At 67.6% G+C, this 17,993-nt stretch carries 17 protein-coding genes; 9 read left to right on the top strand and 8 right to left on the bottom strand.

What is annotated here, in order from left to right; all coding sequences use genetic code 11:
* Window positions 1–83 precede the first annotated feature (83 nt).
* A complete protein-coding gene (gene xerC, locus ACE3SG_RS18625) occupies window positions 84–1,001 on the top strand; it encodes a tyrosine recombinase XerC (RefSeq protein WP_374567539.1) in 918 nt (305 codons plus the stop codon).
* 33 nt (window positions 1,002–1,034) lie between these two features.
* On the opposite strand, the gene ACE3SG_RS18620 is transcribed toward xerC, so the two are convergent.
* A complete protein-coding gene (locus tag ACE3SG_RS18620; RefSeq protein WP_374567537.1) occupies window positions 1,035–1,613 on the bottom strand; it encodes a hypothetical protein in 579 nt (192 codons plus the stop codon).
* Between the two features lie 147 nt (window positions 1,614–1,760).
* Here ACE3SG_RS18620 and ACE3SG_RS18615 point away from each other — a divergent pair, with 147 nt between their 5' ends.
* The 7 genes from ACE3SG_RS18615 to ACE3SG_RS18585 all read left to right on the top strand — a co-directional run bounded on the left by ACE3SG_RS18615 (window position 1,761) and on the right by ACE3SG_RS18585 (window position 8,790).
* Window positions 1,761–3,143: a M48 family metallopeptidase gene (locus ACE3SG_RS18615; RefSeq protein WP_374567536.1), complete on the top strand. Its 1,383-nt coding sequence runs from the start codon at window positions 1,761–1,763 to the stop codon at window positions 3,141–3,143.
* A 109-nt stretch (window positions 3,144–3,252) separates the two neighbouring features.
* Window positions 3,253–4,476, top strand: coding sequence for a PQQ-binding-like beta-propeller repeat protein (locus ACE3SG_RS18610; RefSeq protein WP_374567534.1), 1,224 nt, complete (start codon window positions 3,253–3,255; stop codon window positions 4,474–4,476).
* A 507-nt stretch (window positions 4,477–4,983) separates the two neighbouring features.
* Window positions 4,984–5,208: a hypothetical protein gene (locus ACE3SG_RS18605; RefSeq protein WP_374567533.1), complete on the top strand. Its 225-nt coding sequence runs from the start codon at window positions 4,984–4,986 to the stop codon at window positions 5,206–5,208.
* Window position 5,209: 1 nt separating this feature from the next.
* The gene (locus ACE3SG_RS18600; protein ID WP_374567531.1) at window positions 5,210–6,220 is read left to right on the top strand and encodes a hypothetical protein; all 1,011 of its coding nucleotides are present in this window, start codon (window positions 5,210–5,212) and stop codon (window positions 6,218–6,220) included.
* Window positions 6,221–6,664: 444 nt separating this feature from the next.
* On the top strand, window positions 6,665–7,015 hold the full coding sequence (locus ACE3SG_RS18595) for a GntR family transcriptional regulator (RefSeq protein ID WP_374567529.1): 351 nt from the start codon (window positions 6,665–6,667) through the stop codon (window positions 7,013–7,015).
* Between the two features lie 11 nt (window positions 7,016–7,026).
* Window positions 7,027–7,908 carry an ABC transporter ATP-binding protein gene (locus tag ACE3SG_RS18590; protein ID WP_374567527.1) on the top strand — a complete coding sequence of 294 codons (882 nt, stop codon included), beginning with the start codon at window positions 7,027–7,029 and terminating at the stop codon, window positions 7,906–7,908.
* Window positions 7,909–7,929: 21 nt separating this feature from the next.
* Window positions 7,930–8,790, top strand: a complete 861-nt coding sequence (locus ACE3SG_RS18585; RefSeq protein WP_374567525.1) for a hypothetical protein — start codon at window positions 7,930–7,932, stop codon at window positions 8,788–8,790.
* A 53-nt stretch (window positions 8,791–8,843) separates the two neighbouring features.
* Here the strand turns inward: ACE3SG_RS18585 and ACE3SG_RS18580 are convergent, their stop codons facing one another.
* From ACE3SG_RS18580 to ACE3SG_RS18550, 7 genes are all read right to left on the bottom strand, one after another.
* A complete protein-coding gene (locus ACE3SG_RS18580; RefSeq protein ID WP_374567523.1) occupies window positions 8,844–9,788 on the bottom strand; it encodes an AraC family transcriptional regulator in 945 nt (314 codons plus the stop codon).
* Window positions 9,789–9,835: 47 nt separating this feature from the next.
* The gene (locus ACE3SG_RS18575; protein ID WP_374567522.1) at window positions 9,836–10,621 is read right to left on the bottom strand and encodes an L-iditol 2-dehydrogenase; all 786 of its coding nucleotides are present in this window, start codon (window positions 10,619–10,621) and stop codon (window positions 9,836–9,838) included.
* Entirely contained in the window at window positions 10,618–12,012 is a 1,395-nt protein-coding gene (gene dalD, locus ACE3SG_RS18570) for a D-arabinitol 4-dehydrogenase (protein WP_374567519.1), read from the bottom strand. Before dalD ends, ACE3SG_RS18575 begins: the two co-directional genes overlap by 4 nt.
* The gene (locus tag ACE3SG_RS18565) at window positions 12,009–13,073 is read right to left on the bottom strand and encodes an ABC transporter ATP-binding protein (RefSeq protein WP_374567517.1); all 1,065 of its coding nucleotides are present in this window, start codon (window positions 13,071–13,073) and stop codon (window positions 12,009–12,011) included. Before ACE3SG_RS18565 ends, dalD begins: the two co-directional genes overlap by 4 nt.
* Before the next feature lie 19 nt (window positions 13,074–13,092).
* A complete protein-coding gene (locus ACE3SG_RS18560) occupies window positions 13,093–13,923 on the bottom strand; it encodes a carbohydrate ABC transporter permease (protein WP_374567515.1) in 831 nt (276 codons plus the stop codon).
* Between the two features lie 5 nt (window positions 13,924–13,928).
* Entirely contained in the window at window positions 13,929–14,786 is an 858-nt protein-coding gene (locus ACE3SG_RS18555) for a carbohydrate ABC transporter permease (protein ID WP_374567513.1), read from the bottom strand.
* Window positions 14,787–15,109: 323 nt separating this feature from the next.
* Window positions 15,110–16,426, bottom strand: coding sequence for a sugar ABC transporter substrate-binding protein (locus ACE3SG_RS18550; RefSeq protein WP_374567511.1), 1,317 nt, complete (start codon window positions 16,424–16,426; stop codon window positions 15,110–15,112).
* A gap of 239 nt (window positions 16,427–16,665) precedes the next feature.
* Between ACE3SG_RS18550 and ACE3SG_RS18545 the strand changes: the two genes are divergently transcribed.
* A complete protein-coding gene (locus ACE3SG_RS18545) occupies window positions 16,666–17,847 on the top strand; it encodes a class I SAM-dependent rRNA methyltransferase (RefSeq protein WP_374567509.1) in 1,182 nt (393 codons plus the stop codon).
* Window positions 17,848–17,993 lie beyond the last annotated feature (146 nt).

Raw genomic sequence — 17,993 nt, 5'->3', positions numbered from 1 at the left:
GGGGGCTCGCGCAGCGGACCGGCAAAGCCGGATCCGCGCACGCCGCTTGAAGGCGACGGCTCCTACGGAGCGTCGCGGCTGTCGTGCCAACGCAGCTGCTTGAGCGCTATCTGACGCATCTGCGCACCGAGCGTCGTGTTGCGGCGCGCACGTTGACGCTCTACACCGACGCGCTGACGCGGCTGGTTGCTGGTGCCGAAGAATTGCACATCGAGTTGAACGCGCTGCAGCCGCACCATGTGCGCATGCTGATGGCGCGGGCCCATGCGGCGGGTCTGTCGCCGCGCAGCCTGGCGTTGCAGCTGTCGGCCTGGCGTGGCTTCTACCGCTGGTGGGGGCTGCAGGGCGGCGTCAAGTTGAACCCGGTCGAGGGGGTGCGGGCGCCGAAGGCGGCCAAGCCGCTGCCCAAGGCCTTGCCGGTGGACCAGGCAGTGGCGTTGGCCAACCAATCACCCGAACACACCGACCCGGCACTGGCCGCGCGTGACCATGCCATCGTCGAGCTGTTGTACGGCAGTGGCCTGCGCGTGGGTGAGCTGGTGGGGCTGGACTGCCAGGCCGGCGACGCCGCGGCCGGCTGGGTCGACCTGGCCGATGGCAGCGCGCAGGTGCGTGGCAAGGGCTCTAAGTGGCGCAGCGTGCCCGTCGGCAGCGCTGCGCGCGACACGCTGCAAGCCTGGCTGGCGGTGCGGCCAGCCGTGGCCTCGGCCGGCGAGGCCGCGCTGTTCGTCAGCCAGCGCGGCACGCGGCTGTCGACCAGCCAGGTGCGCACACGCCTGAAGACGCTGGCGCTGCAGGCGGGCTTGCCGACCTCGGTTCACCCGCACATGCTGCGCCACAGCTTTGCGTCGCACCTGCTGCAGTCCAGCGGCGACCTGCGCGCGGTGCAAGAGCTGCTGGGCCACGCCAACATCAGCACGACCCAGGTCTACACGAAGCTGGATTTCCAGCACCTCGCGAAGGTCTACGACGCCGCGCACCCACGCGCCAAGCGGCGCTGACGCCGGCTGGGGCCCACCGGGGACCACAGGGGCCTACTGCGGCGACTTGTCGCTCACGGCGTGGATCAGCGTGATCTTGCTGCCGTCTCCATCGGGGGAGACGTTGACTGTCGTTGATTCATTGGCCTTCGGGTCGCTGATCATCAGCGACATGCCGTTGTCTTCGGCGGCCGAATCGATGACGGTCTTGCCTTCGCCGGCGGTCGACTTCAGCTTGTCGCGGTACCAGGCCGACACCGTCTTCGCGGCATCGTCGGTGCGCAGCTCGATCGAGACCATCTCGCCGCCGCCGTTCTTGATGCGGGTGCCGCTGTTGTCGGCCGGCTTGGCCCCGGGGTAGAACGGGACCTTCATGTCGGCTTCGCTCAGCTTGGCCGAGCCCATTTCCATCTTGAAGGCCTTGCCGTGCTCGTCGGTGCCTTCGGCCGTCATGCCCCCTTTGGACAGATCGACCTTGGTGTTGCCGCCGTCCTTGTTGATCTGCGACTCCATGTATTTCTCGGTCGCCTTCTCGGTCGCCATCTCGGTGACCTTGCCGCAGCCGGCCAGCGTGGCCAGCGCGGCGGCCAGGCCGAGGGTCGTCAGCGTGCGATTCATGGGGATGGTGGTCATCGTGGGGCTCCTCCTGTGTGCCATCGGCGCAAATTGTGACGGTGCACAACGCATGAGCAACACCCGCGGTGCACCTGAAACTAGGGGCAGCGCCGCCGGTGAATCCGCGCGCCGACAATCGCGCCTTTTCATCTGCCTGAGGACGCGATGCACCCCACCGCTACTTCCTGGCGCACCCTGGCCCGCCGGCTGATCGGCGGCGGGCTGTGGTGCCTGTCGGCCTGGCTGGCCATGCCGACAGCGGCGGCCACGGCCGCCGAAGCCCCCGCCGCGGCAGCGCCGGCGGCCAGCGCCGCCGCGCCGCGCTTTCCGGTGCGCGCGGTCGACGACGCCTGGCGCGCCAGCCTGCCGCGCGAGCCCGAAGCCGCCACCCGCGCCTACCTCGATCGCCTGTCGCCCGAGGCCCGCGCGCAGTCGGACGCCTACTTCGAAGGCGGCTACTGGTTGATGCTGTGGAACGCGCTGCTCGGTGTGGCCGTGGCCGCGCTGCTGCTGTGGACCCGGCCGTCGATCGCCGTGCGCGATGCCACCCGCCGCCTGGCGCGTTGGCGCTGGCTGGCCGATGCGCTGTACGGCGGCTGCTACGTCGTCGCCACCTGGGTGTTGACGCTGCCGATGACGGTCTATGAAGGCTTCGTGCGCGAACACGCCTACGGCATGGCGACGCAGGATGCCGCGGCCTGGTTCGCCGAGCGCCTGGTCGAGCTGGCGGTGATGACGCTGGTGATCGGGCTGTCGGTGTCGTTGCTGTACGCGGTGTTGCGCCGCACCGGCGAGCGCTGGTGGATGTGGGCGACCGTGGTGACGGTGTCGCTGTCGGCGCTGGGCGCGCTGGTGGCGCCGGTCTGGATCGACCCGCTGTTCAACACCTACAAGCCGGTCGAAGACGGGCCGATCAAGCGCGCGGTGCTGGCGATGGCCCACGCCAACGGCGTGCCGGCCGACAACGTCTACGAGTTCGATGCGTCGCGCCAGACCACGCGCGTCAGCGCCAACGTCTCGGGGCTGGGCGGCACGGCCGCGGTGCGGCTGAACGACAACCTGCTGCGCCGCGCCAGCGAGAGCGAGATCCGCGCCGTGATGGGGCACGAGATCGGCCACTACGCGATGCACCACGTGACCAAGTCATTGGTGATGTTCGGCGTGGTGTTCCTGGCCGGTTTCGCGTTTGCCGCGTGGGCCATGCGACGGCTGCTGGCCCGTTTTGGTGCACGCTGGCGCCTGCCCAGCGGGCCCGACGGGGTGGCCGATGTCGGCTCGCTGCCGTTGCTGGCGGCGGTCATCGGGGTCTTCATGTTCGTCGCCACGCCGATCACCCACACCATCACCCGCACGATGGAGGCCGAGGCTGACATGTGGTCACTCAATTTGGCGCGCGAGCCGCTTGGCCTGTCTGAAGCGATGCTCAAACTGGCCGAATACCGTAAGACCGAGCCGGGCCCGGTCGAGGAGTTCGTCTTCTTCGACCACCCGAGCGCCCGCAGCCGCATCGAGATGGCGATGCGCTGGCGTGAGCAGCAGCTGCCATGAAGATGCAGCGCCGGCCGCACCTGAACGTGGGGGGTGCACCCCGGCGCAACCTGCCTAGACTCGCCGGCTTGCGTTCAGCCTTCTCCATCCCCTTTCCCGAGCACACCCCATGAGCCTGATGAAGTCTTTCGCGCGCCGCCCGGTCGGCAGCGCCCTGCGTGTCACCGTCCTGGCGCTGGCCGCCTGCGCCGCCGCGACCGCGCAAGCCCAGTGGAACCAGGACGGCTACGACGCCGCCAAGAGCTACGCCAACACGGCCGAGTCGACGCTGACGCGGCAAAACGCCGCCCAGCTGAGCCAGCAATGGCAAACGATGATCGGCCAGTTCTATGCCAGCTCGGCCACGCAGGCGGGCGGCCGGCTGTTCGTCTGCTCCAACCTGCACGGTGTCTCGGCCCAGGCGCCCGACACCGGCAGCATGCTGTGGAGCCAGCCCAACGCCGGCGTGGGCGACTGCGGCAACCCGGCGCTGGCTGGCACCACGGCCTACCTGGTCAGCTCGTCGTTCAACACGCCTTACCGCAACGTGCTGTCCGCCGTCGACCAACCGTCGGGCAACGTGTTGTGGACGGCCGACCTGCCGGCCGGCTCGGCCTACCTGAACCTCGGCTTCGGTCCCGCGGTGCAGGGCAACCGGCTGTATGTCAACACCGGCCGCAGTGCGGTGCTGGCGGTGGACACCGCCGACGGCCATGTCGTCTGGCAGGCCAGCACCGGCGGCGGCGTGGTGCTGAACAACGACGTCGCGGTGGCCAACGGCCGCGTCTTCACCAGCACCTGGCACGAGTGCTGCGAAAGCGCCGCCCGCCAGCTGTTCGCCTTCGACGCCGCGACCGGCGCCCAGCTTTGGGCCAGCGATGTCGACGGCAGCAACATGCAATACCCGGCGCTGGCGCTGGGCAAGCGCGTGTTCGTCGGCAGCGACAGCGGCGCCGTGCGCGCCTTCGCGGCCGACAGCGGCAAGCTGCTGTGGAGCCAGCCGCTGAACGGCTACATCTCGGCGCCGCTGGTCGGCCAGGGCAAGCGGGTGTTCGCCGTCAGCGGCAACCGCGAGATCCAGGCGCTGGACGCCCAGACCGGTGTGAAGCAGTGGCTGCGCACGCCGTCCGGCACCCACCAGGTCGCGTCGAACCTGGCCTGGGCCAACGGCGCGCTGTACATGACGACGCAAGACTTCTCGGGCGCCAAGCAACTGTTGGTGCTGAACGCCGGCAATGGCCACGTGGTGGCCAAGGTGCCGCTGTCGATCCGCGGCAGCTTCACCAAGCTGACCGTGATCGACGGCCGGGTCTACCTCAGCAGCGAAGGTCAGCTGACTGCGCTGGGCCTGTAAGCACCCTCATGGCGGCGGCGGCCGGCGGGCCTGGATTTCCAGGCCCGGCTGTTGAGCCTGCCGGTAGATGAAACCGGTCGAGGCCGTACGTCAAGGCCTTGGCAGCGCGTCGCTCGCTGAACCTGAAACCTGCTTTTCGCCGAAGGTGGAACTTTCAGGATTTCGTTTCACTCAAGATGGAACCATAGACATGGCGCGCACGGCCGGTCGAGGTGGGCGGCAGTTGTCTGTCAAGACCAGCGATCGAAGGGCTGCGGACTTTGAAACCTGCCATTGATGGTCGCTGAACCCTGGCGTCAACTCCGTCCAGAAAGGTGCCAACCATCTTGAGTTCACAGCGGTGGCGCGGGCGGGCTGGCAGCGGTAACCTGTGAACTCCCCCCAGAAATTGGGGGTGATGCCAAGCCGCCCGTGGCAAAGTGCGTGCTAACCTGCCGCTCCAGCGATTAACGTCCCAAGTCCCGAGCTTGCTAGAGGTTTGGGACGTTGTTCTTCGGGGAGACGCTCATGCATACACTCAGCCTACCGGCTACCGAAAACATCCTTCTGATCGCCTTTCGTGCAGTAGCAGAAGGTCGACCCTCCGACCCCGCAGAACTGGTAGCCGCCTACGAGCGGCACTTCACCACGACCGTACCGGTACCCGCCGTACAACCGCCAGTGTTCGAGCGGTTCTCACTTGTCGACCCCAACATCAGAATGATCGTCCAGTCGAGCACAGCGACGGTCTGAGATGCCAGCGTGGGGCAGCGTCCTAGCCGAAATCGGGGCGAAACAGCAAGGCGGCCAACAGGCGGTCGACGTCGTTCGACGCAAGTACCTCAAGCGGCTGCATCAGCACACTGGCCGCAACGTCATTGCGTACTACTCAGGTTGGCTCTTCCGGCCGCCCACAACGCCGAACCTCAGCGTTGGTGATGACGACATGAACGCCTTCATGGCGGCAGTACACCAGCTCAAGAGGGAGAAGGGCCTCGACCTCATACTTCATACGCCCGGTGGGGACATCGCGGCGACTGAAGCGTTGGTCAAGTACCTATGGGTAATGTTCGACAAGAACATTCGGGTGATCGTGCCTCAGCTTGCAATGTCTGCGGGGACGATGATTGCTTGCGCGGCCCAGAGCATCGTCTTGGGCAAGCAGTCGAGCCTAGGCCCCATTGATCCGCAGATCGGTGGTGTACCAGCGCAAGGGGTGCTCGACGAGTTTCAGATGGCTGTCGAGAGCATCAAGCGCGATCCTGCGAGTGCGCCGCTGTGGCAGCAAATCGTGTCCCGGTACCACCCCTCCTTCCTCAACGAGTGTGCGCAGGCTATCAACTGGTCACGGACCATGGTTCACGGCTGGCTGTGCGCGAACATGTTTGGAGGCGATGCCGCGCATGCGCCTACCGCTCGGACGATCGTCGATTTCCTGGGCGATCACTCGGCCACTGCCGCACATGCCCGTCACATTCCGCTCAGCAAGTGCGAAGAGATTGGGTTGAAGATAGAGAGGCTTGAGGACGACAAGAAACTGCAGGACTTGGTGTTGACCGTGCACCACGCCTACATGCACACGTTTTCAATGTCACCTGCGATCAAGATCATCGAGAACCAGATCGGTGTCGCCACAGTCCACATGAGCGCGATGCAGCAAGTGTTTCGCGCCTCGCCAGCGCAAGCGTTGTCGCAAGATCCCGCGCCATTGAGATCCTTGGAGCCCCCAGAGGTACCAACTGCACCTAGCACCGAAGGCGCTTAAGTTCCATGGGATTGCAAGTTCGACCGGCTGTGAAGCGGTTGCAGGCGCGGGATGAGCGGTTCATCCAACCTCGCGGTCACCTCGTTCGCCGACATTCAAGCCGGCCCCGGTGGCTGTTCTGAACGGCGGCTTGGTGCCGCTCAATGCGAATACGCACACGGGTAGCCATTGGCAGCACTCGCTGCAAAGCGAGTCAGTGGCGCGACCACTGGGATCTAGGCTGTGCTCTGTCGACTGAGTCGGCAGCAGTTTCATCTTCAGTGCAAGAAGTTCAACCTTACTGAAAACCGACACAGGCGCCGTCGGCCGCTGTGCATTTCGTCCCCCGCTTCTGCAGCCTGTCGCATCGCCGGCGACAGGCTGCCGGGCTTTGCCTACAGTGTTCTACATCAGTAACACACCCGGGTGTCTGTGGCGCCCGGGACCCACCAGAAGGGGAAGGCAATGCCAACCTGGGATGACCGCCAGCCGATCTACCGGCAACTGGCCGACCGCCTGGCCGGCGCGCTGCTCGACGGCGACCCGCCCGAGGGCGACCCGATGCCGTCGGTGCGCTCGCTCGCTGCGCAGTACATGCTCAACCCGCTGACCGTGGGCCGCGCGCTGCAGGCGCTGACCGACGACGGGCTGCTCGACAGCCGGCGCGGGCTGGGCCTGTTCGTGCGGGCCGGTGCCCGCGACAAGCTGCGCGCGCTGGAGCGCCAGCGCTTCCTCGAACAAGAGTGGCCCCAGCTGCGCCAGAAGCTGCGCCGGCTGGGCCTGCAGATGGATGAATTGCAGTGGGAACAAGCCTGAGGGAGCCGACGATGAACGACACCAACCACACCCTGATCCGGGCCGAGAACCTGAGCCTGCACTACGGCAAGAAGCTCGCGCTCGACGGGTTGAACTTCAACATTCCCAAGGGCCGCGTGGTCGGCCTGCTGGGCCACAACGGTGCCGGCAAGACCTCGCTGATGAAGGCGATGGTCGGCCTGCACGACCACGAAGGCCAGCTCGACGTGCTGGGCTTCGCGCCGCAGCGTGACCGCGTCAAGCTGCTGCAGCAGGTGACCTACATCCCCGACGTGGCGATCCTGCCACGCTGGGCCCGCGTCGAGCAGCTGATCGAGCTGATGAGCGGGCTGCACCCGAAGTTCTCGGCCGAGCGCGCCCACACGCTGCTCAAGCGCACCAGCGTCAAGCTGACCGACAAGGTCAAGTCGTTGTCCAAGGGCATGGTGGTGCAGACGCACCTGGCGCTGATCGCCGCGGTCGATGCCAAGCTGATGATCCTGGACGAGCCGACGCTGGGGCTGGACGTGCTCAGCCGCAAGGCCTTCTACGAGATGCTGATCGACGAGTGGTGCGACGGCGAGCGCAGCGTGCTGATCTCGACCCACCAGGTCGAGGAGATCGAAGGCCTGCTGTCCGACGTGATGATGCTCAACGAAGGCAAGCTGGTGCTGAACATCCCGCTCGACCAGATCGACGACCGCTTCGTCGCGCTCAGGCACGACCCGCAGGCGGCCGAGGCGATTGCCGCGGCGCACCCGATCCTGCGCTACCGGCAGCAGGGCGAATCGGCGGCGCTGTTCGACGGCGCGCCACCGGCCCACGTGGCCTCGCTTGGCCAGCGCATGCGGCCCAGCCTGGTCGACCTGTTCGTCGCGCTGACCCGCGCGCCCGAGATCAACCCGCAACGCTGACAGCGCACGAGGAGACGCACGATGCAAACCTTCAAGACCTTGATGCTGCGCGAGTGGATGCAACACCGCCTGGGCTGGCTGCTGCTGGGCAGCGTGCCGTTCGTGATCATGGTGCCGCTGATGATGTTCGGCGAGGTCCATTTCGGCGACACCCCGCCGCCGCCGGGCTTCGCGGCCCTGATCATCGCCTTCGGCTACATCTTCTTCCTGCTGGTGCTGGCCGGTGGCGCGGTGGCGATCCAGGCCCCGGGGCTGGCGCGGCGCGATCGGCAAGACCGCTCGATCGAGTTCTGGCTCTCGCTGCCGGTGGGCCACAGCGCCAGCATCGGCGCCACGCTGCTGATGCACCTGCTGGCGATGCCGCTGCTGCTGCTGGGCATGGCGGCGATCGGCAGCCCGGTGGCGGCGCTGCTGGGCGAGATGCGCGTGCACGGGGCCGCCGTGCTGGGGCAGGTGCCCTGGGGGACTGCGATGCTGGTCTTCGTGGCCGGCGTGGCCCGGCTGGCGCTGGGCATCGTGCTGGCGATGCTGTGGCTGTCGCCGCTGCTGCTGGCGATGATGGCGGCCTCGGCCTGGCTCAAGCGCTGGGGCGTGCCGGTGCTCGGCGCGGTGCTCGGTTTCGGTGGGCTGCTGCTGAAAGAGGGCTACCACCAGCCGTTCGTGTTCGACGCGATCGACAGCCTGTTCGTCCATGCCCGTGACGCGCTGCTGCCGCAGAACATCGACCTGTCGCCGAGCGCACCGATGGTGCGGCTGGCGCAGTGGGTGGGCGAGGACGCGCTGCGGGCCCTGGCTGACCTGGCCACCCCGTCGTTCGTCGTCGGCCTGGTGATCGCTGCCGGCGGCTTCGGCCTCATGGTGCTGCGCCGAAGCCGCGGCTGACACACCCACGCTCTCGAAGCAAGGCGCCGGCGGACCCGGCGCCTTTTTCTTTTTCAGGCGGCGCTCTTTGGCGCACCGCCGAAGCGTTTGTCCGACTGGCGGCGGAACTCGGTCGGCGTCATCCCCTTGATCTCCAGGAAGCGCCGGTTGAAGTTGGCGACGTTGTTGAAGCCCACTTCGTAGCAGATGTGGGTCACCAGCCGGTCCGAGTCCATCAGCAGCTGGCAGGCGCGTTGCACCCTCACGCGGTTGACGAAGTCGGTGAAGGTGTTGCCGGTGGCGCGGCGAAAGAAGCGCGAGAAGCGGCTTTCGCTCATGCCCAGGCTGGCCGCGATCTCCGAGGCGGCCAAGGGCTGCGCCACGTCGGCCATGATGCGCTGGACCACCGCGTTGATCTGGTCGAGCTGCTGGTCGTCGTCGGCGCTTTGCATCTGCACGCTCGACAACATCCGGTAGTCGGTGCACTGCGCCATCTCGGCCAGCAAGGTGGTGAACGCGGCGAGCCGCTTCAGGCCGCGGCTGCCCTTGATCGCATACCACTGGCGCTCGGCCAGGTCACCCAGGCCGAAGAACTCGATGCCGTGGCGCGCGCGCTCGAGCATCGGCAGCACCTCGGCCAGCTCGGGCAGCTGCTCGGCCGCGTGGGCGATCGGCCCGTGCGGAAACTGGATCACCAGGTCGCGCACGGCGATGCCGCCCTCGGGCACGTCGGTCGAGACCCAGTTGTGCGGCAGGCGCGGGCCGGCCAGCACCAGGTGGCCGGGCTCGAACGGGCCGATCCAGTCGCCGACGAAGGCCTTGCCGGCGCTGGCGACAATCAGGTGCAGCTCGTACTCGTCGTGGTGGTGCCAGCGCGCCAGCGGCGTCGGGAACCCGTGCGCCAGGCAGCGGATCAGGCCCACGTCTTCGGGCGCCTCGTAGCCCAGCGCGGGGCTGCGCGTGAAATCACGCTCCAGCTCGGGTTGGCGTTGGCGGGGCAGTTGGCGTGGCGGCGGCATGGTCACGATGGTGGCACGGTCGAGCGTCGCGATGAAGCGCAAAACCCTCAGCCCATGACCGCGCCGCCGTCCACATTCAGCGTCTGCGCGGTGATGTAGGCCGCCTCGTCGCTGGCCAGGAAGACCGCCGCGCCGGCGATGTCGCCGGGCTGGCCCATGCGGCCCAGCGGCACCGCCTCGCCGACGCGGCGCTTCTTCTCGCCCAGCGGCAGGTGCTCATAGCGCGCGAAGAGAGCATCCACGTGCTGCCACATCGGCGTGTCGACCACGCCCGGCGCGATCGCATTGACGCGGATGCCGTGCGGCGCCATCGCCAGCGCGGCGCTCTGGGTGTAGCTGATCACCGCCGCCTTGGTCGCGCAGTAGTGCGACACCAGCGCCTCGCCACGCCGGCCGGCCTGCGAGCTGAGGTTGATCACGCTGCCGGTGCGTTGTGCGGCGACCATGCGCGCGAGCATCTTCTGCATCACGAAGAACATCGCCTTGACGTTGACCGCGAACAGGCGGTCGAACATCGCCTCGTCGCTGTCCAGCAGCGGCGCCATGTCGAAGATCGCCGCGTTGTTGAACAGCGTGTCGATCGGCCCGTGCTGGGCCTCGGCCAGCGCGATCAGCGCGTCGACCTGCATCGGCTGCGTCACGTCGGCGCTGCAATAGTGCAGCCGGCCACCGTGCGCGGCGCTGGCCTCGCGGAACGCCACCGACGGCTCGGCCGGCAGATCGGCCACCGTGCAGCGGGCACCTTCGCCGGCGAAGGCGGCGGCCACCGCCAGCCCGATGCCGCCGCCGGCGCCGGTCAGCAGCGCGTGTCGGCCCGCCAGGCGCCCGCTCATGAGGCGGCCCTCACGAAAGCGGCCACGCGGTCGCTCGCCTCGCGCAGCGCGGCCACCAGCCGCGGGTCACCGGCTTGCGGGCCCCACAACGCCGCCTGGCTGGCCAGCGCGGCGACCGGGTCGTCGGCATCGCACAGGGCCTCGGCCACGCCAGGGTCCATCGCCTGGTCCTGGTAGGTGTAGCCCAGCGCGCCGTGGCGCCAGCGCTGCAGAAAAGCGAGAAACAGCGCCGGCAGCATCGCCACGCTGCGGATCGATTCGCCGCGCGCCAGCCGTTCGCGCACGGTCGGTGCGATGAAGCCGGGGATCTTCGAGAAACCGTCCATCGCGACACGCTGGTTGGTGTCCTGGATCGCCGCGTTGGCGAAGCGGTCGAGCACCGTGTCGCGGTAGGCGGCCAGGTCGATCGGGCTCGGGCTGAGGACCGGGATCACGTCGTCGGTCGCGTAGTCGAACGCCATCTGGCGAATGGCCGGATCGCGCGTGCCCTGGTGGATGAAGTCGTAGCCGCGCAGCGTGCCGGCCCAGGCGATGCAGCTGTGCGTCGCATTGAGCAACCGGATCTTGGCCTCTTCGTACGGCGCGACCGAATCGACCATCTCGACACCGACCTGCTCCCACGCGGGCCGGCCCGCGGCAAAGTGGTCTTCGATCACCCACTGGATGAAACTCTCGCCCATCAGCGCCGCCGGGTCGTCGACGCCGGTGGCGGCGCGCACGCGCTCGCGCACTGCGGCCGTCGGTCGCGGCGTGATGCGGTCGACCATCGCGTTCGGACTGGTGGTGTTCGACGACACCCAGGCCAGCAGGTCGGGTTCGCCGAGGCGCTCGATGAACTGCAGCAGGCCGCCGCGCGAGCGGTCGCCGTTGTGGCGCAGGTTGTCGCAGTTCAGCAGCGTGACCGGGCCGGCGCCGCGCTGCATGCGCGCACGCAGCATCGCCGTCAGCGCGCCGTAGATCGTCGAGCCGGGGCGTTGTGCTTTCGCCGCGTCCAGGTCGGCCACCAGGTCGGCAAAGCCGAGGTCGAGCTGGTTCTTCGCGTCGAGGTAGTAGCCGGCCTCGGTGACGGTGAACGACAGGATGCGCGTCGCCGGGTCCGCCGCGGCGTCGATCAGCGCGGCGAGCGACGGCTCGTAGGCATGCACCCGGCCGATCGACGTGATGCGCTCGTAGCGTGCATCACCGGCCGGCGACACCGTCTCCAGCGTGTAGGCGCCGCCTTGGGCCTGCAGCGCGGCGATCAGCTCGGGCATGTCGTTGCGCAGGTTGCCGCCGGCCAGCGCCCAGGTGGTGTCGCCGCGCTGGTGCAACGCATGCAGGTAGACCGCCTGGTGGGCGCGGTGGAACGAGCCCAGGCCCAGGTGCAGCATCACGAACGGGGCCTGGCTCATGCGGCCTCCGTGACGCTGGCCGACACGCCGGTGCGCGTGACACGGCCTTGCGCGTCGAACAGGTGTGCCGCATCGGCATCGATCGCCACGCCCACGGTGTCGCCGGCCTGCAGGTGGGTGCGGGTGCTCTGCCGCGCGACGAGCTGCGCGCCGCCCTCGGTGCTCACATACACCAGCGTCTCGGCGCCGAGTGCTTCGACCAGCTCGACCTTGCCGCTGAACTGACCCTGGCCGACGGCCGTCAAGCGGACGTTCTCGGGCCGCAGGCCGACATGACCGCCGGCCGGCACCGGCAGCCCGCAGACGTCTTCCAGCTGCGGCACCTGGGCGGCCGCGACGACGTTCATCTGCGGCGTGCCGATGAACTGCGCAACGAACTGGTTGGCTGGCCGGTCGTACAGCTCCAGCGGCGTGCCGACCTGCTCGATCACGCCGTCGCGCAGCACGACCACGCGGTCGGCCAGCGTCATCGCCTCGACCTGATCGTGCGTGACATAGATGGTGGTCGCACCCAGCTCGCGGTGCAGCCGCGCGATCTCGACCCGGGTCTGGCCACGCAGGGCGGCGTCGAGGTTCGACAGCGGCTCGTCGAAAAGAAACACCTTGGGCGAACGCACGATGGCGCGGCCGATCGCCACGCGCTGGCGCTGCCCGCCGGACAGCTCTTTCGGCGTGCGCTGCAGGTAGGGCGTGAGGTTCAGGATCTTGGCCGCGCGCTCGACCTTCTCGCGGATCACCGCCGGCTCGACCTTGGCCAGCTTGAGCGCGAAGCTCATGTTCTCGTACACGCTCATGTGCGGGTACAGCGCGTAGCTCTGGAACACCATCGCCAGGTCGCGTTTGGACGAGGGCGCGTCGGTGATGTCGCGCCCGTCCAGCACCAGCGAGCCGTCGGTGATCGTCTCCAGCCCGGCGATCAGCCGCAGCAGCGTCGACTTGCCGCAGCCCGAGGGCCCGACGAAGACGATGAACTCGCCCTGGTTGATCGCCAGATTGATGCCGCGGATGGTGTGCACCGAGCCGAAGTGCTTGTGGATGCCTTGGAGTTCGAGGTAGGCCATGGCCATGTCCCTTCTTGACTTACTTGACCGCGCCGAAGGTCAGGCCCTGCACCAGCTGCTTCTGGCTGAACCAGCCGAAGACGACGATCGGCGCGATGGCCATCAGCGACGCGGCCGACAACTTGGCCCAGAACAGGCCCTCGGGGCTGGAGTACGAGGCGATCAGCGTGGCCAGCGTGCCGGCCTTGGCCGAGCTGAGGTTCAGCGACCAGAAGGCCTCGTTCCACGCCAGAACCAGGCACAGCAGGCCGGTGGAGGCCAGGCCACCCATGCCCAGCGGCAGCAGCACCAGCCGTGCCTCTTGCCACAGCGTGGCGCCGTCCATGCGCGCGGCTTCGAGGATCTCGGGCGGGATGTCCTTGAAGTGCGAGTACAGCATCCAGACCATGATCGGCAGGTTGCTGAGCGTGAAGACGATGATCAGCGCGAGCTGGGTGTCCAGCAGCGACGATTTCTGCGCCAGCACGTAGATCGGCACCAGCGCGCCGACGGCCGGCATCATCTTGGTCGACAGCATCCACATCAGGATGTCGCGCGTGCGCTTGCTGCGAAAGAAGGCCATCGAGTAGGCCGCGGGCGCGGCCAGCAGCAGGCCCAGCAGCGTCGACAGCACGCTGGTGATGACCGAGTTCTTCGCGTACAGCAGGTAGTCGCTGCGGACCTGCACCTCGCGAAAGTTCTCCAGCGTGGGCGTGAAAATGAACTGCGACGGCACGTGGATCGCCTGCATCTCGGTCTTGAACGCCGTCAGCACCAGCCAGCCGAGCGGGAAGAACAGCAGCAGCGTGACGGCCCAGGCCGCCACGGTGCGGGCGATCAGGGCGTAGGGGAAAGGGGTGGGGCGCGCCATGGCGTTCAGTCGAGGTTCTTGCCGATCAGGCGGATCAGGAACACCGCGGCCACATTGGCCAGCAGCACCGCGAACAGCGCCCCGGCCGAGGCCACGCCGGCATCGAAGTTCAGCAGCGCCTGCTTGAAAATCAGGAACGCGACGTTGGTGCTGGCATCACCCGGGCCACCGCCGGTGGTGGTGAAGATCTCGGCGAAGACCGAGAGCAGGAAGATCATCTCGATCATCACGACCACCGCCATCGAGCGCGCCAGGTGCGGCAGCACCATGTAGCGCAGCTGCTGCAGGTAGGTGGCACCATCCATGCGCGCGGCTTCGAGTTGCTCTCGGTTGAGCGACTGCAGCGCGGTCATCAGGATCAGCGTGGCGAACGGCAGCCACTGCCAGGCGATCATGATGATCACCGAGCCGAGCGGAAAATCGGTCAACCAGTCCACCGGCGTCGCGCCGAAGAACTTCCACACCTGCGCCAGCACGCCGTAGATGGGGTTCATCATCATGTGCTTCCACAGCAGCGCGTTGACCGTGGGCATCACGAAGAAGGGCGAGATCAGCAGCAGCCGCACGAGGCCGCGGCCGGGGAAGGGCGCATCGATCAGCAGCGCCAGCCCGGTGCCCAGGCCAACGGTGATCACGATCACGCTGCCCAGCAGCAGCAAGGTGTTGCCCACCGCGGTGCTGAACGATGGGTCGGTGACGAAGTACTCGAAGTTCTCCAGCCCGATGAAGCCGGTCGCCTCGGGCTGCATCAGGTTGTAGCGGATGACGCTGAAGTACAGCGTCATCACCAGCGGCACGATCATCCACAGGAACAGCGTGGCGACCGCGGGTGCCATCAAGGCGCGGGGCAGGAATCTGTTCATGGTGTGGGGTTCGTTGAGGGTGGCGTGCGTTGGCTTGTGCTGGCCGAGGGTGCCGGGTGACCGGCTCCGTTCATGTCCCCCGGCAACGGCCTTTGGCCGCTGCCTCCTCCTTTACTTCACTGCGCCGGTCACCCAGCACCCTCGGCAGGCCACCGATGTGGGACCGCCGAGGAGTAGAGACGGTGCCGGATCAGGGGGCTGGGGTGTTCTGTGCAGCGAAGTAAAGGAGGAGCCGTCGGCCACCGGCCGGCGGCGGGGGACATGAGCGGAACAGAACACCCCGGCGCCCTGATCTCGCTCAGACCCGATGACCAGGTAACGACCTACTTGTAATACCCCGCCTTGCGCATCTCACGGTCGGCCGCCGTTTGCGACGCCTTCAGCGCCTCGTCGACAGTCGACTTGCCCGCAAGCGCCGCACTCATCTGCTGGCCCACTGCGATGCCGATCGCCTGGAACTCGGGGATCGCAGCGAATTGGACGCCGACATACGGGCTCTTGGGCAGCGTCGAGTCGTTCGGGTTGGCCGACAGCATCGCCTTCTGCTCGGCGGCGCCGAACTTGGCGGCGGTGCGGAACTCACGCGTCAGGTAGGTCGACTTGCGGGTGCCGGTGGGCACGCTGGCCCAGCCTTCTTCCTTGGCGACCAGCTTGATGTAGTCCTTCGACGTGGCCCAGTTGATGAACTTCTGCGCGGCATCGGGGTTCTTCGAGGCGGCCGGGATCGCCAGCGCCCAGGCCCACAGCCAGTTGGCACCCTTGTCGGTCACGGCCGAGGGGGCCTGCACGAAGTCGACCTTGTCGGCGACCTTGCTCTGCTTCGGGTCGCTGATGAACGACGCTGCGATCGTCGCGTCGATCCACATCGCGCACTTGCCCTCGTTGTACAGCGCAAGGATCTCGTTGAAGCTGTTGGCCGACGAGCCCGGTGGGCCGTATTTTTTCAGCAGATCCACGTAGAGCGTGATCGCGTCCTTCCACGGCTTGGTTTCGAGCTGGGGCTTCCAGCCCATGTCGAACCATTGGCCGCCGTGGGCGTTGACCATTGTCGTGATGAAGGCCATGTTGTCGCCCCAGCCGGGCTTGCCGCGCAGGCAGATGCCGTACACGCCGTTGGCCGGGTCGTTCATCTTCGCTGCCGCATCGCGCACCTGGTCCCAGGTCGGCCGCTCGGCGAATTTGATGCCGGCCTTTTGCGCCAGGTCACTGCGGTACATCAGCATCGAGCTTTCGCCGTAGAACGGGGCGGCGTAGAGCTTGCCGCCCGACGACAGGCCGTTGCGGATCGCCGGCAGGATGTCGTCGAGGTCGTAGTTGGCGTCGGGCTTCAACTCGGTCAGCCAGCCCTTCTTGCCCCAGATCGGCGTTTCGTACATGCCGATCGTCATCACGTCGAACTGACCGCCCTTGGTGGCGATGTCGGTCGTCACGCGCTGGCGCAGCACACCTTCTTCCAGCGTCACCCACTTCAGCTTGATGTCGGGGTTGGCCTGCTCGAAGTTCTTGCCGAGCTTCTGCATCTCGATCATGTGGCCGTTGTTGACGGTGGCGATCACCAGTTCGGTGGCGGCCTGGGCGCCGAAACTGGCCAGGCCCAAGACGGCGGCCGCGCTGGCGGCCCAGGTGGCGGTGAACTTCATCAGTTGTCTCCTGAGGGGCTGAAGGGGCGGTGGCGGCGGGTGGGTTCCCAACTCGTCCACGGGTGGGGCGCATCTTCCGGCGGCGGCGTTTCGGCAGTCGATACGCGAGCCGCCAGTGCTGGTACCAAATTGCACCAGTTGGTCGTGGTTTTCCCCAATCTGGTGGAAATTTGTACAGATTGGCGCCGGCGGCCATCGGCTGGGCGGGGTAGTTGGGGCGCCGCGCGACAATCCCGTCCATGAAAGTCATTCGCCTGCGTGAAGGCAAAGAACGCTCGCTGCTGCGCCACCACCCCTGGGTCTTCGCCGGCAGCATCGCCAAAGGCCAGGCCGATGCCGGCGAGACCGTGCGCGTCGAAAGCGACGACGGGAAATTCCTCGCCTGGGCCGCCTACAGCCCCAGCTCGCAGATCCGTGTGCGGGCCTGGACCTTCGACGAAGCCGAGCGTGTCGACCACGCCTTCTTCAAGCACCGCATCGGCGCGGCGGTGGCACTGCGCCAGCGCCTGGCGGTCGAGAGCGACGGTGTGCGCCTGATCCATGGCGAGGCCGACGGCCTGCCCGGCCTGGTGGTCGACCGCTACGGTGACCTGCTGAGCGCGCAGTTCCTGTCCGCCGGCACCGAGCGCTTCAAGAGCACGATCGCCGACGTGCTGCTGCAAGCCACCGGCTGCACGCGGCTGTACGAGCGCTCGGACTCGGGCGTGCGCGGGCTCGAAGGCCTCGAGCCGGTGACCGGCTGGTTGCGCGGCGAAGGAAACACCGAGGTCACGATCCGCGAGCACGGCTGGCGGCTGACACTCGACGTGCACGAAGGCCACAAGACCGGCTTCTACCTCGACCAGCGCGACAACCGCGCGCGCCTGGCCGACTGGGTCAAGCGATTCGGCTGCAAGCGGGTGCTCAACTGCTACAGCTACACCGGCGGCTTCAGCATCGCGGCGCTGGCCGGCGGCGCCGAGCAGGTGGTCAGTGTCGATTCGTCGGCCCCGGCGCTGGCGCGCGCCACGGCCCACGTTGCGCTCAACGGCCACGACCCGGCGCGCCACCAGGCGCTCGATGCCGACGTGAACGGCTACCTGCGCGAGGCGCTGAAGAGCGGCCAGCGCTTCGACGCGATCGTGCTCGACCCGCCCAAGTTCGCACCGACGGCGGCCCACGCCGAACGCGCGGCCCGCGCCTACAAGGACATCAACCGCCTGGGCCTGAAGCTGCTCGCGCCGGGCGGCCTGCTGCTGACCTTCAGCTGTTCGGGCGGCATTGGCGCCGAGCTGTTCCACAAGATCGTTGCCGGTGCCGCGATGGACGCGCAGGTCGATGGCGCGATCCTCGCGCGGCTCGAAGGCGCGCCGGACCACCCGACCACGCTGATGTTCCCCGAGGGTGAATACCTGAAGGGGCTGGCGATCCTGAAGCAGTAGCCACCGACCGGGGCCCTCGCCTCCCGGGTGGCGGGCGCGCCGATTGCTGGTGGCGCCGATGCCCGGCATGCGCCGGGGGCTTGACCGGCGCGCACCGGTTCGCGCAAAGTCTGGAGGGCGAGCGCCTCGCCGACCCCTTGAAGGCG

Origin of the sequence: Ideonella sp. (genome assembly GCF_041914305.1) — a bacterium.
Taxonomy (GTDB): domain Bacteria; phylum Pseudomonadota; class Gammaproteobacteria; order Burkholderiales; family Burkholderiaceae_C; genus Ideonella.
Note: the sequence above shows the minus strand (reverse complement) of the source record. Positions and strands in the feature narration are given on the sequence as shown.